Source organism: Weissella halotolerans DSM 20190, from assembly GCF_000420365.1.
GTDB classification, from domain to species: Bacteria; Bacillota; Bacilli; order Lactobacillales; family Lactobacillaceae; genus Weissella; species Weissella halotolerans.
This window is the reverse complement of the sequence record NZ_ATUU01000005.1, coordinates 1-14,652: the sequence shown is the minus strand read 5'-3', so window position 1 is coordinate 14,652 and position 14,652 is coordinate 1. Positions and strand designations below refer to the sequence as shown.

General features: G+C 42.8%; 11 protein-coding genes and 1 rRNA gene. All 12 read left to right on the top strand.

Translation table 11 applies throughout. The features are described 5' to 3' along the window. Positions 1-44 precede the first annotated feature (44 nt). Positions 45-359: a hypothetical protein gene (locus G414_RS0106275; RefSeq protein WP_022791969.1), complete on the top strand. Its 315-nt coding sequence runs from the start codon at positions 45-47 to the stop codon at positions 357-359. A 241-nt stretch (positions 360-600) separates the two neighbouring features. After that, positions 601-1,500: an aspartate carbamoyltransferase catalytic subunit gene (locus G414_RS0106270; RefSeq protein ID WP_022791968.1), complete on the top strand. Its 900-nt coding sequence runs from the start codon at positions 601-603 to the stop codon at positions 1,498-1,500. A gap of 4 nt (positions 1,501-1,504) precedes the next feature. After that, positions 1,505-2,788, top strand: coding sequence for a dihydroorotase (locus G414_RS0106265; RefSeq protein ID WP_022791967.1), 1,284 nt, complete (start codon positions 1,505-1,507; stop codon positions 2,786-2,788). 11 nt (positions 2,789-2,799) lie between these two features. Continuing rightward, the gene (locus G414_RS0106260; RefSeq protein WP_022791966.1) at positions 2,800-3,888 is read left to right on the top strand and encodes a carbamoyl phosphate synthase small subunit; all 1,089 of its coding nucleotides are present in this window, start codon (positions 2,800-2,802) and stop codon (positions 3,886-3,888) included. Then, a complete protein-coding gene (carB, locus tag G414_RS0106255; protein WP_022791965.1) occupies positions 3,881-7,057 on the top strand; it encodes a carbamoyl-phosphate synthase large subunit in 3,177 nt (1,058 codons plus the stop codon). The genes G414_RS0106260 and carB overlap by 8 nt, the downstream gene beginning before the upstream one ends. Positions 7,058-7,131: 74 nt before the next feature. Further along, positions 7,132-7,857, top strand: a complete 726-nt coding sequence (gene pyrF, locus G414_RS0106250) for an orotidine-5'-phosphate decarboxylase (protein ID WP_022791964.1) — start codon at positions 7,132-7,134, stop codon at positions 7,855-7,857. Further along, complete coding sequence (pyrE, locus tag G414_RS0106245; RefSeq protein WP_022791963.1) at positions 7,854-8,489, top strand: orotate phosphoribosyltransferase; 636 nt, start codon at positions 7,854-7,856, stop codon at positions 8,487-8,489. Before pyrF ends, pyrE begins: the two co-directional genes overlap by 4 nt. A gap of 155 nt (positions 8,490-8,644) precedes the next feature. Then, positions 8,645-9,892: a glycosyltransferase gene (locus G414_RS0106240; protein ID WP_022791962.1), complete on the top strand. Its 1,248-nt coding sequence runs from the start codon at positions 8,645-8,647 to the stop codon at positions 9,890-9,892. Beyond that, positions 9,885-10,907 (top strand): glycosyltransferase family 4 protein, encoded by a 1,023-nt coding sequence (locus G414_RS0106235; RefSeq protein WP_022791961.1) that lies wholly within the window; start codon positions 9,885-9,887, stop codon positions 10,905-10,907. Before G414_RS0106240 ends, G414_RS0106235 begins: the two co-directional genes overlap by 8 nt. Positions 10,908-10,943: 36 nt before the next feature. Then, on the top strand, positions 10,944-11,939 hold the full coding sequence (locus G414_RS0106230) for a lysylphosphatidylglycerol synthase transmembrane domain-containing protein (RefSeq protein WP_027694581.1): 996 nt from the start codon (positions 10,944-10,946) through the stop codon (positions 11,937-11,939). A 74-nt stretch (positions 11,940-12,013) separates the two neighbouring features. Next, positions 12,014-14,131: an LTA synthase family protein gene (locus G414_RS0106225; RefSeq protein ID WP_022791960.1), complete on the top strand. Its 2,118-nt coding sequence runs from the start codon at positions 12,014-12,016 to the stop codon at positions 14,129-14,131. Positions 14,132-14,477: 346 nt separating this feature from the next. After that, positions 14,478-14,652, top strand: a 16S ribosomal RNA gene (locus tag G414_RS0106220); the annotation flags it as partial.

Here is a 14,652-nt window from a genome sequence, read left to right as displayed (position 1 = left end):
AGACAGGTGTTTCAGCTCTTTTTTAGTAGAGGAGAGTAATAGTGATGGCAGGGAACTACCAGGTGTTCAATATAATTGAAGAGATTACCCGAAATGATGGCAGTAAGTATAAGGAAATCGGGAATTTACTACATAATGGTCAGGCAGAATATGCCGCTGAGGCCGGTATGATTCAAGAGGTGCGAATTTTGAAAATTAATATCCCGCACTCAAATGCTGTCCAGAAGTATGAAGAATATGTGAATGAGCATTACGATATTCCAAGTGAAATTGCGATTCCTGCTTTTCAAGAATGGGAAAAAACACCCGCAATGGATGAATTGATTCAAAAAATTTTATCTGAAAATAAAGTTAGTTAAATTATTAGTAAAACATTTTACTTAAAATTATTTTACTTAAAACGTTTACGGTGATGGTTTAAAGTGTTATATTATTTTCAACAGCAAATGTACCTTTTAAGTTGAAGTCCTGTGAGGCTTCCAAGGGTTTACACGTTGAATAAAGGTAATGTTTTAGACTAGCCTCTGACTAGCGTAAAATAGCCAACAGTCAACCTCGTGAATTCTTGAATTCACGAGGTTTTTTTGATAGGAGGAAAGAATGCGTAATTTTGTGAACCTAGAGGAGTTGTCAGTTGAACAAATCTTATCGTTAATCAAACAAGCGTTGGCTTTTAAGGCGGGACAGGAAAGGCCTAGGATTGAACCACTCATGGTAGCCAATCTTTTTTTTGAGAATTCAACGCGTACGCATTCTAGCTTTCAGGTGGCACAAATTAAATTAGGTTGGGAACGTGTTCATATCGATCCTCAGACGAGTTCAACTAAAAAGGGCGAAAGTTTAAGTGATACGTTAAAAACCTTGGGTGCGTTAGGGGTCAAGGTAGCTGTTGTTAGACATAGCAAAAAAGATTGGTACCAGCCCTTGTTAACAGAACACTCTTCCTTAATGCCACAGCTTGTTAATGCGGGGGATGGCAATGGACAACATCCATCACAAAGTCTCTTGGATCTGGTAACAATCTATGAACACTTTGGCCATTTTGCTGGCTTGAAGGTGCGGATTATTGGTGATTTAGCCCATTCTAGAGTGGCTCGGTCAAATGGCGAAGTTCTGAATCGATTAGGGGCGACAGTATCCTTTTCAGGTCCAGCAGATTGGTATCCGAGTGATTTTGATACGTTAGGGGCTTATGTGGACTTGGACGATGATTTGGACCAACAAGATGTGGTGATGTTTTTACGAGTTCAGCACGAACGGATTGCTGAAGTTGATAACGCTGATTTTTCGCCGGTCGATTATCATTTTCATTATGGGTTAACAAAAGACCGCTATGCCAAACTTAATTCTAAAGCTATTATTATGCATCCAGCCCCAGTGAACAGAGGGGTCGAGATTGCCGATGAGCTTGTAGAAGCAGCACAGTCTAAGATTTTTGAGCAGATGCATAATGGGGTTTTCGCACGGATGGCAATCTTAGATGCGTTAAGAGAGGGTTAAAGAGATGGAAACATTACTAATAAAAAATGCGCAGGTGGTAAGGGCTGACAATCAGTTAAGCCAAACAGACGTTCTGATTAGAGGTAATAAGATTAGTGAAATGGCACCTAAGTTAGTTGTTAAAGCTGACCGGGTACTTGATGCAGGGGGGCATTTATTAACACCAGGACTGGTTGATGTGCATGTTCACTTTCGGGAACCTGGCTTTGAGTATAAGGAAACAATTCACACCGGTTCTCAGGCAGCCGCCCGGGGTGGTTTTACCACGGTGTTAGCCATGCCAAATGTGAAACCAGTTCCTAGTACTGAACAAACCCTACGTAATTTGCAGGCGCGTAATGTTAAGGAAGGTATCGTACATATTGAACAATATGCTGCTATTTCAGCTAACTTAACTGACCCTAAGATTAATGATTTAAAGAAGTTAGCAGCTGCTGGGGCGATAGCCTTTACCAACGATGGTAAGGGGGTACAAACAGCCGCAACGATGAAGGATGCGATGCAAGCTGCTGTAGCTGTAGACCGGCCTTTGGTTGCCCACGTTGAAGATGATTCTCTAATCAAAGGTGGGGTAATGAATGCTGGCAAACGGGCAGCCGAATTAGGACTACCAGGAATGGACCCACTAGCAGAAAGTGCTCAATTGGCCCGTGATTTAGTCCTAGCCAAAGTGACTGGGGTCCACTATCATGTAGCCCACTTATCAACTGCTGAATCGGTGGCCTTAGTCCGAATGGCCAAACAGGCTGGGGTAAAGGTGACTGCTGAGGTGTCACCACACCATCTTTTACTAGATGAAACAGCAATTGATGGGGATAATGCCATGTTTAAAATGAATCCACCACTAAGAACGCCGGCGGATCGTTCAGCGGTGTTGGCCGGATTATTGGACGGCACCATTGACATGGTGGCAACTGATCATGCACCTCATTCAAAGGAGGAAAAAGACCGTTCCTTTGTGGGAGCTGCTTTTGGTATTACAGGGATAGAAACCAGTTTTCAGCTTTTATATACCCACTTAGTACGGCCTGGCCTAGTCACCTTAGCCCAACTACTGTCTTGGATGGTTACGAAACCAGTGGCAGCATTTAAGTTGTCTGCGCCAACCAAGGTTGCGGTTGGTGAACGAGCAGATTTAGCCTTGTTTGATTTAGATCAGGCCCATACGATTAGTGCTGATGAATTTGCTTCTAAGGGTCAAAACACACCCTTTATAGGCCAAACAGTATATGGGCAAACACTTGCCACTATCGTTGATGGCAAACTTGTTTATCAAACACAAGCATAAAGGAGAAGCTAATGCAAAGATACTTAGTTTTAGAAAATGGTTCGGTTTATACTGGGCAAGCTTTTGGTGCAAGCAGACCCGTAATGGGCGAAATTGTGTTTAATACAGGTATGTCAGGTTATCAAGAATCTATCACGGATCTGTCCTACCATGGGCAAATCTTGACCTTTACCTATCCGTTGATTGGAAATTACGGCGTGAACGCGGAGGATGCCGAATCTTTTAAGCCAGCAGCCAAGGCCATTGTTACGCATGAGGTTGCTCGGCGCCCGTCTAACTGGCGGTCAACGATGTCTTTGCCCGCTTGGGCCAAAAAAAATGATTTGCCTGGCTTGACGGGGGTTGATACGAGAGCTTTGACCAAGGAAATCCGTGATTATGGAGTTATGCGTGCAGCCATAGTTGATGAGGTTACGCCAGCTATTTTGGAAGAATTAAAGGCTACCATTGCTAGTCAACAGGCAGTCGCAGAAGTTTCAACTCAACGGCCTTATGTCAATCCAACGGATGGGGTATCAATTGCCTTAATTGATTTTGGACTAAAAAATTCAATCCTACGAACCTTGGCCAAACGCAATGTAAATGTGACTGTTTTTCCAGCTACCGTGAGTGCCGAAACGATATTAGCAGCCGGGGTTGATGGGGTGCTTTTATCGAATGGGCCTGGTGATCCAATGGATGTGCCAACGGCTATTCCAATGATTCAAACCATTCAAGATCAGTTGCCGCTAATGGGGATTTGTTTAGGACACCAGCTCTTTGCCATTGCCAATGGTGCCAATACCTATAAAATGAAATTTGGTCATCGCGGCTTTAACCACGCGGTGCGTAATTTAATGACTGGACGGATTGATTTCACCTCACAAAATCATGGCTATGCAGTAGATCCAGCTTCCTTAGCGGATACAAACTTAGAGGTAACCCAAGAGGAAATCAATGACCATACGGTTGAAGGTTTGCAGCTAAAGGGGCGACCAGCCTTTTCGGTTCAATACCATCCGGATGCAGCACCAGGGCCACATGATGCTGAATACCTCTTTGACGACTTTTTGGACTTAATTGCCAGTACAAAGGAAAAGAAAGGTGGTTTCCATGCCTAAACGACGTGATCTACATAAAATCTTAGTGATTGGTTCTGGACCGATTGTGATTGGTCAGGCGGCCGAATTTGATTATTCCGGTACGCAAGCAGCGATGGCCCTGCGCGAAGAGGGCTATGAGGTTGTTTTAGTTAACTCAAATCCAGCAACCATTATGACGGACCGTGAAATTGCGGACGAAGTCTATATTGAACCCTTGACGGTACCGTTCTTAGAACGCATTTTACGTAAGGAAAGGCCGGATGCCATTTTACCTACCTTGGGTGGTCAAACGGGCCTCAATATGGCTAAGGATTTAGCTGAAACAGGGATTTTAAAAGAACTGGGCATTGAATTATTAGGCACGAAGCTATCAGCGATTGAAGAGGCCGAAGATCGGGAAGCCTTCAAAGAATTAATGGAGACTTTAAATGAACCCATTCCACAATCAGAAATTGCGACCACGGTGGAGCAGGCACTAGCTTTTGCTGATGACAAGGGTTATCCAGTGATTGTGCGCCCTGCTTATACATTAGGGGGTAGCGGTGGTGGTATTGCTCATGATGCCAAGGAATTAGCCGAAATTGCTAGTAATGGGTTAGAACTGTCACCAGTTACCCAAGTCTTGATTGAGCAATCCATAGCTGGTTACAAGGAGATCGAATTTGAGGTGATGCGTGATGCTAGTGATAACGCGCTGATTGTAGCATCAATGGAGAATTTTGACCCAGTGGGCATTCACACTGGTGATTCCATTGTGTTGGCACCAGTGCAAACATTATCAGATCGCGAGTTACAAATGATGCGTGATGCAGCGTTGAAAATTATTAGGGCCTTAAAAATTGAGGGTGGCGTGAATATTCAAATGGCCCTTGATCCGCAGTCTTATCAGTACTACATCATTGAAGTAAACCCACGGGTATCACGTTCTTCTGCGCTAGCATCCAAGGCAACGGGCTACCCAATTGCTAAGATGGCAGCTAAAATTGCGGTCGGCTTAACCCTAGATGAAATTACTAATCCTGTAACAGGGACAACCAAAGCCGAATTTGAGCCAGCACTAGACTATGTAGTGGTGAAAATTCCACGCTGGCCCTTTGATAAATTTGTAACTGCCGATCGTCAACTAGGAACTCAAATGAAAGCTACCGGTGAAGTAATGGCGATTGGCCGTAATATTGAGGAGGCGCTGAATAAAGCAGTACGCTCCTTAGAGATTGGGGTTACCGGTCTGGATGATTTGCGCTATGCCGACCAAACGACAGCTGATTTGTTAGCTCAATTAATGCCGGCACGCGATGATCGTCTCTTTATGATAAGTGAGTTACTGCGGCGGGGTGTCAGTCCCGAAACCATTCATGAGCAAACAAAAATTGACTTCTTTTTCTTAGATAAGTTGGTGCATATTAATGAAATTGAGCAAGCCTTGCAAGCAAATCCAGGAGATTTAGCCACATTACGGTTAGCTAAGGAAAATGGATTCGCGGATGCAACGATTGCTAAGGCCTGGCAGACAAGTCCAATGGCCATCCGTGAATTACGACGTCAACATAATCTTTGGCCAGTTTATAAAATGGTGGATACAGTGGCCGGTGAATTTACTTCTGCCACGCCGTATTTTTATTCGACCTTTGAACACGTTAATGAATCAACCCCATCTAAGCGACCTAGTGTCTTAGTATTAGGTTCAGGTCCCATTCGTATTGGGCAAGGTGTTGAATTCGATTATGCGACGGTGCATGCGGTTAAGGCCTTACAGGCCATGGGTTATGAAGCGATCATTATGAACTCTAATCCAGAAACTGTTTCCACGGATTTTTCTGTATCCGATAAACTTTATTTTGAGCCTTTAACCTTAGAAGATGTTCTCAATGTGGTGGACTTGGAACAGCCGATTGGGGTAGTGGTACAATTTGGTGGCCAAACGGCCATTAATTTAGCGCAACCACTTGCCAATCAGGGGGTTACAATCTTAGGAACATCGGTGGCTGATTTGAATCGGGCTGAGGATCGTGAGGAATTTGATCAAGTCATTAAAAACTTGCAATTACCACAACCAAAGGGTAAAACGGCGACGACGGTGGCGGACGCCTTAGCAGCGGCGGATGAAATTGGCTATCCAGTTCTGGTGCGGCCATCTTATGTCTTGGGCGGCCGAGCCATGGAAATTGTAACAAATCGGGAGGAACTGGCGGACTATATGGAAAGGGCCGTCAAGGTGTCACCTGACCATCCGGTATTAATAGATTCCTATCTGGTTGGTGCTGAGGCTGAAGTGGATGTGCTATCTGATGGGGAAACCGTGGTTATCCCGGGCATTATGGAACATATTGAACGGGCGGGTGTGCATTCAGGTGATTCAATGTCTGTTTATCCAACCCAAACACTAAGCCAAAAAGTCAAAGATGAAATGGTGCAAGCCTCAATTGATTTAGCTCACCAATTGGGGACGGTAGGCTTAATGAATGTTCAATTTGTTATTCATGAAAACCAAGCCTATGTGATTGAAGTCAATCCGCGAGCTTCGCGGACAGTACCCTTTATTTCTAAAGTGACGGACTTGCCATTAGCTCAGTTGGCCACCCGGGTCATGTTAGGTGAAAAGCTGGTTGACTTAGGACTGCAAACGGGCTTAGTTCCGGAAGGGGATGAGGTACATGTTAAAGCACCAATCTTCTCCTTTAGGAAGCTTCCTTTGGTTGATTCTCTACTGGGCCCTGAAATGAAATCAACGGGTGAGGTAATGGGGTCAGACGTCACTTTTGAAAAAGCACTCTATAAGGCCTTCCAAGCCTCACATATTACGATTCCAACCTTTGGCAATGTGTTGTTTACCGTGGCAGATGAAGATAAGCAGGAGGCATTGCCTTTGGCTAAGCGGTTTAGTGATTTAGGATTCCAACTGTTTGCTACGGCTGGAACGGGTGATTATTTGCGCGAGCATGGGTTGCCGGTCACAAGCTTAGACAAGATTGGCGAATCCGACAACAATCCTGTTAATGCTATTCGCGCTGGTCAGCTACAAATAGCAATTAATACAACGAAACCAGAGGGCTCAGTGGAAAATGATGGCCGTTTAATTCGGAATGCGGCAATTGAAAATGCGGTACCTCTCTTTACTAATTTTGATACGGTCGCTGCTCTCTTACGGGTGTTAGAGGCTCGCTCGTTTGATGTTAAAGCGATTTAAGCCGGACCTAGTCGCTCTTTAGCGGCTAGATACATAACTTATATAAATAAGAAGAAAGAAGAAGGGGAATTTTGATGCAAGAACCAGTATTTATTGCCTTGGATTTCAAGGATGCCCAGGCCGCCTGGCAGTTTTTAAAGCTGTTTCCAACTGACGTTCGGCCGGCGGTAAAAGTGGGGATGGAATTGTTTTATCAGGCTGGTCCAAGTTTGATTAGTGATTTAAAAGACGCAGGATTTGACGTCTTTTTAGACTTAAAACTCTATGATATTCCACATACTGTGGAGGCGGCAGTGCGTAACTTGGCCCAATTGCAAGTTGACTATTTAACCGTTCATGCAGCTGGTGGACGAGACATGATGATGGCTGCCATGGCTGGCGCACAAGCCGGAGCTGAAAAAGTAAAAACAAGTGCCCCTAAAGTACTAGCAATTACGCAGTTAACGTCCTTTTCTGAGACTACAATGCAAGCCACTCAGTTGGTCAGGGCCTCAATGACAGAGTCAGTAGTGCATTTGGCGCATTTGGCTGCCGATAGTGGATTAGCTGGAACGATTTCATCGGCCTATGAATCAAAAGTGATTCATGAAGCTGTAGGCAATAGATTTTTATCGATTACACCAGGCATCCGCTTAGCAGGTGATGACCAAGGTGATCAAGCTCGTGTAGTGACCCCGCGGGAAGCCGCGGTAAAGGGTGCTAATGGCATTGTGGTCGGACGGTCAATTACGCAGGCTAAGGAACCTTTGTTGGCCTATCAGCAGGTGGTTACTGAATTTAAGGAAGGATTAACGAAATGAAAGATTATCAAACAGAGGTTGCAAAAGCTTTATTAGCAATTGAGGCAATCAAACTATCTCCACAGGCGCCCTTTACTTGGGCATCTGGTATCAAAAGTCCAATTTATACTGATAATCGAAAAACGATTGTGTTTCCAGAGGTAAGGAAAACCATCGCACAAGGGTTGGCAGCGTTAATTCGTCATTACTATCCCACTACGAACGTTGTTGCAGGGGTAGCCACAGCTGGTATTCCGCATGCAGCCTGGGTAGCAGATGCGCTAGATTTACCAATGGCCTATGTTCGATCAAAGCCCAAGGATCATGGAGCAGGTCAACAAATAGAAGGAAATGTGCAACCTGGTGATCAAGTCGTCTTAATTGATGACCTGATTTCAACGGGTGGTTCTGTCTTGGGGGCAGTTGATGCAGTTCGTCGGGCCGGTGGAAATGTTTTAGGGGTTCTTTCAATCTTTTCTTATGAATTAGCGGCAGCTGATAAAAACTTTGCCGCAGCCCATGTTACGTTTAGGTCCTTAACTGGATACAAGACGTTAATCGATGTTGCAAAGCAAGCAGATGACTTAACCGATGCTGATTTGTTGGCCTTGAACACGTGGCGCCAGGATCCCCAGGGTTGGACAACAAACTAATGGGTTGACTAATTGCCAATGCTAACTGAATGCTTGAGTTTCATTGCCACTATGATGAGGTTATCATTATAAGTGGCTTTTTTTGTTTAATTTATTTTAGGCGGGATATTTGTTAGAATGGTTTGATAAAGCATTTTTAGAAAGGGTGATCTAAGATGAATATTGGATTATTTACGGATACCTATTTTCCGCAAGTTTCAGGGGTGGCTACGTCAATTAAGACCTTAAAGACACAGCTTGAACAGCAAGGCCACCAAGTATACATTTTTACATCAACAGATCCTAAGGTAAAAAAAGGAACCTTAGAGCCCCATGTTTATCGATTTTCTAGCCTCCCCTTTATTTGGTTTAAGGAACGTCGTATGACCTACCGGGGAGCGATTCAGGCTTTGCAAATTGCCAAGAAATTAAAGTTAGATATTGTTCATACGCAAACTGAGTTTTCTTTGGGGGTAATGGGTAAGTTTGTTGCGCGGCAAATGAAGATTCCGGCGGTCCATACTTTTCATACGAACTATGAGGATTACCTGCACTATATTGCGAATGGTAAGATTATTAAACCAAGGAGTGTGGCTGTGATTGCCCGCTACTATATGAACGGGATGACCAGTGTGATTGCGCCTTCTCGGCAAACCTATGCCACCTTAGAAAAATATAAAGTTAAGGCGCCAATTGATATTATTCCAACGGGAGTTCCAATCCACCATGTTGCAACGGATGACCATCATTTAGCCTTACGAAAGCAATTAGGATTAAAAGCGAAACAACCTGTGGTGGTAACAATTGGTCGGGTGGCCTTTGAAAAAAATCTGGATGATGCCATTTCTGCCTTTGCCCATGTTCATGCTAAATTGCCGGCTGCACGTTTTGTTATCGTGGGTGATGGACCAGCCATGGCCGCTCTAAAGGAACACGCGGCTGCGTTAGACTTAACCGATGCTGTCATTTTTGTTGGCGAAGTGAATCATCATGACGTCTATAGTTATTACCGGTTAGGAGATGTTTTCTTATCCGCTTCGGTTTCCGAAACTCAAGGCTTGACCTTTATCGAAGCTATCACTGCAAAGACGCCAGTTGTCGCTATGCGCAGTGAGTATCTAACTGATATCATTACTGACCAAAACATCGGGACCTTAGTAGATGACCCTTATGATTTAATTGAACCAGTAATGGCTTACTTGAGAGCTAGCCAAAAAGATCAGGTATTAGGTGATCCAACTGTTCGACCACAGGTTCTGCATGAGATTGATGAGGTCACTTTTGGTAAGCGCGTTTTTGATTTTTACCAAGAAGCACTTGCTATTTATCATGAGGATGAGGATGTTGAGGCTGCTGAGAAGAACGATGCCGAATACGTGCGTTCCTTTTTACATCCTTTCAGGAGGGAGTCCAATAATGATTAAAATTACCATGTTTTCAGCTGCAGAAACAGTACCTGGTCAGGGGGTTGGGTCAGCCTATCGTGAGCTGGTTAATCTCTTAGAGGAAAAATTTAAAGGACAGATAAGTTTGCGTTTTAATAGCCTAGTCCCTACTGATATCAGCCACTATCATACAATTAATCCAGCTTATTTTTTGTCAACTTTTCTGCCTGGACGTGGCCGTAAAATTGGCTATGTTCATTTTCTGCCAGAAACATTAGAAGAATCCATAACATTACCAAAATTCTTAAAAAAGCTGTTTTATTGGTATGTAATGCTCTTTTACCGGCGAATGGATGAATTAGTAGTCGTCAATCCAACCTTTATTGATAAGTTGGTAGCCTTAGGTGTAAAACGAGATAAAGTGACTTATATCCCTAATTTTGTTTCTAAAGACACTTTTTTTCCGGTGTCAGCTGATGAAAAGGCACGGATTAGACAACAATTTGGCTTAGCCGAGGACGCCTACATTGTGCTAGGCGTTGGCCAAGTTCAAGAACGTAAAGGGGTGTGGGATTTTATTAAATTGGCAAAAGCAAATCCAAATTGGCGCTTTATCTGGGTGGGCGGTTTTTCATTTGGGAAGATGACCGCTGGTTATGAAGCGCTGAAGGAAGTTGTTGATAACCCGCCTGCTAACTTGGATTTTCCTGGTATCGTACCTCGAGAGAGTATGAATGACTATTACAATTTGGCGGATGTGTTTTTGCTCCCCAGTTATACGGAGCTATTTCCAATGTCCGCGTTAGAAGCCTTTAGCACTGGTACGCCAACTGTGTTGCGTGACCTAGACTTATACCAGGCCATTATTGATGGTTACTATCTGCCTGCTAAAGGGCGACAGGGGATGCAAAAGGCGCTTGATCAAGTTGAGCGTGATCCAGCCTTGCGAAAGCAACTGGCTAAAGAGGCATTGGCGGCATCAGATTATTATTCGGCAGACCATGTGGCTGCTATTTGGAAAGCTTTCTATGAAAAACAAGCTAAAATGAGGTAAGCGATGACACGTAAAAAAATGATGGCATTTTAGCTGATGCTCGCGATTGGTGTGGGCATTTTTTATTGGTCCTTTCGTTCTACTAGTTGGCATAGCTTTTTCTTGAGCTTAAGACAAACAAATCAGTGGTGGCTATTAGTGGCCGTGGGGGCTATGTTAGCTTACTTAGGTTTAGAGGCGATGGTGGTCAAGTTGTTTGTGGATCATCAAGGGGCTACTATTTCTTTCAAGGATGCCTTACGGGTGCCCATGGTCGAACAATTGGGTAACGGAATTACGCCGTTTGCCGCCGGAGGGCAGCCGATGCAATTAATTGCTCTCATTCAATCGGGGATTGAGGCAGGCAAGGCGGGCTCCATCTTAACGATGAAGTTTGTGATTTTTCAAGGAATGATTGTACTTAACTTCATAGGCGCTTTATTAATAGGACATGGTTATGTCGATGATAAATTGCATGCCTGGGCCATCGTCATATGGTTGGGCTTTTTAATGCATATGTTGGTGATTATCGCCTTATTGTTACTCATGTTTTGGCCCAAATTTGCGGACAAGTTAGTGCAGTGGGGGCTTAACGGGTTGGCTTGGTTTGTGCCTCAACGGGTTAAGGAATGGCAACCACTTATAGAGGAAAAAATTCAAAATTTCCACCGAGAAAGTAAACAGATGCTAAAAAATAAGGGGCTGGTTTTGAAAGCTGTGGCCTTAACCTTTGTGCAACTGATGGTCTATTATCTTATTCCATATTTTATTTTATTAGCCCTTGGTAGTCAGCATATAAACTTAGCCTTGGTTTTGGCGTTGCATATTCTTATTTTTATGGTGATTTCATTATTTCCAATTCCAGGTGGTGCAGGTGGTGCAGAAGTTGGATTTTCAGTATTATTCGCTCAATTTTTACCCACTCATGCAGCACTCTTGTTAGCTATGATGATATGGCGCTTAATTACTTACTACATGGGAATGTTTCTGGGAATTTTTGCATTTAACATCAAGACAAACTATCAAAAGGAACAGGCAGCCAAAAAAGTTTAAGCTTAGTTAAAGTCATTGGATTAGACTAAGTAGGATTAGGATTAGCCAGAAGATAACGAATGAGGTAGATAAAAATGCAAGGTGTTATAAGAGCCATCAAGAAGTGGTGGCCTGATTTTAATGGCATTGTGGGCTTCTTCCTACTTAATGTTGGTTTGGTTTGGGCTAAAAGCTATTGGGCTTACCAAACGGAATTTTCATTAGGAGCCAAGGGCTTATTACAGCAATTTCTATTGGTGTTAAATCCACTGCCAACAGCTATTATTTTAATTGGAATTGGCTTATATTTCAGGGGCAAGTTAGGCTATTGGATTATGTGGGCAATGAATGCTCTCCAATCAACTTGGCTTTTCGCAAATATTCTTTATTATCGAGAGTTTTCTGATTTTTTATCATTAAACATTATGGGCTCTGGCGAGTCGGCAGGTGGTAATTTGTCCAAGGCCTTAGGTGGCATTATTAAGCCTGTTGATTTTCTGGTCTATTTAGATGTAGTTATTATTTTAGGGTTGTTACTATTTCATGTTATTAAAATCGACCGTCAATGGGTTCAGAAAAGGTTAGCGGTTTTATTATCCTTAGTTGGTGTTTGCTTGATGGCAATTGACTATGGGTTGGCCATTCAAGATCGTTCTGGCTTATTAACGCGAACCTTTGATAATAATTATATTGTCAAGTACCTAGGCCTTAATGAATACGCGGCCTACAATATTTATAAAACACAGCAGACTTCAGAATTAAAGAAGAAAGCTAAGTCAAATGACCTTAAGAAGATTGAAAACTTTGTTCAGGAGAACCAGACCACTAATAATCCACTTTACTTTGGTAAGGCCAAGGGAAAGAATGTGATCGTTATTCATTTGGAATCATTCCAGCAGTTTATGATTGATTACAAGGTAAATGGGCAAGAAGTAACGCCTAATTTAAACAAGTTTTATCATGACCAACAGTCATTATCATTTGATAATTTTTATAATCAAGTTGGACAGGGCAAGACGGCCGATGCTGAAATGATGTTGGAGACCGGCCTTTATGGTACTGCATCGGGTTCGGCAATGGTTAATTACGGAACAACGAATACCTACCAAGCAGTACCTGGTATTTTAGACCAACAAGGATATACCACAGCGTCTTTCCATGGCGATACGGGGACTTTTTGGAACCGAGATAACACCTATAAATCTTGGGGTTATGATTATTTCTTTAGCAAACCTTTCTTCCCGGCTGCCAAAAAGGAAGATAACAATATTGGCTATGGCATGAAGGATAAGCTTTTCTTTAAGGAGTCTGCACCGTATCTTGATCAACTACCGCAACCATTTTATGCCAAGATGATAACGGTAACCAATCATTACCCTTACGACTTAGACAGTAAGAATATATCGATTGAAAAGACTAAGACTGGTGATAAGACAGTAGATGGTTATGTTCAAACAGCCCGCTATATGGACCAGGCTTTTGGTGAGTTTATAAATTACTTGAAAAAGGCTGGCTTGTATGATAATTCGCTATTAGTGCTCTATGGTGACCATTATGGAATCTCAGAGAATCATCCAAAGGCGATTGCAAAACTGTTAGGTAAGAAGAGCGTTAATGCTTATGACTTAGCTAACTGGCAAAAGGTTCCCTTCATTGTGCATGCTGATGGTCTGCAAGGGGGAATTAATCATACTTACGGTGGTGAAATTGATGTCATGCCAACCATATTGCATTTACTGGGTATATCAACCAAGCAGAACATTCAATTTGGTCAGGACCTACTAGCTAAAGATAATAAACAGATTGTGGCATTTAGGAATAGTAGCTTTGTTTCCAAGGACTATGTTCACTATGGTGGTAATTACTATGTCACATCAACAGGTACCAAGTTTGATCCAAAGGAAGACTTGCGAGCAAAATCAATTATTGACGCAGATCAAAAATATGTTGATCAGTCCTTAAGTTATTCAGACGAAGTGCAAACTGGGGACCTGTTGAGATTCCATAATTTGCCTGGTTTCAAAAAGATTCAGCGAAGTGACTATTCTTATTCTAGGAAGGATAGCTTAGCTAAGCTAAAGGCAGATCAAAAGGGCAATGAGAAGACAGTCAAGATGCAACATAAGGGACAGTTAACCCAATATGACACGGATGCGCCTGAGTTAGGTGGTGCGCCACAAACAATTCCAGAAGCAGTAAGTGCTAGTGACTAAATATGCTAAAAAGAGCAATCGTTGAGATTGTTCTTTTTTTATTGACAATCTAAAATTAGGCGTGTATAGTATTGAAAGTTGTCGGTGATTAATTCAAGCGGCGATAAAAGATAGTTCAAAAATAGTGTTGACAAAAACTTCTATTTTTGATATTATAAGTAAGTTGTCGCTTGAGGTTACCACTTCAAAAAACGACGGTAGATCATTGAAAACTGAATATCGTTTCGATATAACAAATGTGTAGGGTCACCACGTATGTGGTGCAAACATTTGCGAAGTCAATTCGCTAGTAAATTCGTTTAACATCTGTTAAACAACAACATAATTTGAGTACTACTCAAATTCTCAAAATGAGAGTTTGATCCTGGCTCAGGATAAACGCTGGCGGCGTGCCTAATACATGCAAGTCGAACGCCTTGTCGTTCTACTGATTTAGAGAGCTTGCTCAATACTGACGTAGAACTATACAAGGAGTGGCGAACGGGTGAGTAACACGTGGGAAACCTACCTCTTAGTAGGGG

Excerpts from the sequence above, each read along its gene's own strand:
- G414_RS0106235 (WP_022791961.1), top strand. The coding sequence starts at position 9,885 with ATGATTAAAATTACCATGTTTTCAGCTGCAGAAACAGTACCTGGTCAG.
- G414_RS0106260 (WP_022791966.1), top strand. The coding sequence starts at position 2,800 with ATGCAAAGATACTTAGTTTTAGAAAATGGTTCGGTTTATACTGGGCAA.
- pyrE (WP_022791963.1), top strand. The coding sequence starts at position 7,854 with ATGAAAGATTATCAAACAGAGGTTGCAAAAGCTTTATTAGCAATTGAG.
- G414_RS0106225 (WP_022791960.1), top strand. The coding sequence starts at position 12,014 with ATGCAAGGTGTTATAAGAGCCATCAAGAAGTGGTGGCCTGATTTTAAT.
- carB (WP_022791965.1), top strand. The coding sequence starts at position 3,881 with ATGCCTAAACGACGTGATCTACATAAAATCTTAGTGATTGGTTCTGGA.
- G414_RS0106240 (WP_022791962.1), top strand. The coding sequence starts at position 8,645 with ATGAATATTGGATTATTTACGGATACCTATTTTCCGCAAGTTTCAGGG.
- G414_RS0106230 (WP_027694581.1), top strand. The coding sequence starts at position 10,944 with ATGCTCGCGATTGGTGTGGGCATTTTTTATTGGTCCTTTCGTTCTACT.
- G414_RS0106275 (WP_022791969.1), top strand. The coding sequence starts at position 45 with ATGGCAGGGAACTACCAGGTGTTCAATATAATTGAAGAGATTACCCGA.
- G414_RS0106270 (WP_022791968.1), top strand. The coding sequence starts at position 601 with ATGCGTAATTTTGTGAACCTAGAGGAGTTGTCAGTTGAACAAATCTTA.
- G414_RS0106265 (WP_022791967.1), top strand. The coding sequence starts at position 1,505 with ATGGAAACATTACTAATAAAAAATGCGCAGGTGGTAAGGGCTGACAAT.
- pyrF (WP_022791964.1), top strand. The coding sequence starts at position 7,132 with ATGCAAGAACCAGTATTTATTGCCTTGGATTTCAAGGATGCCCAGGCC.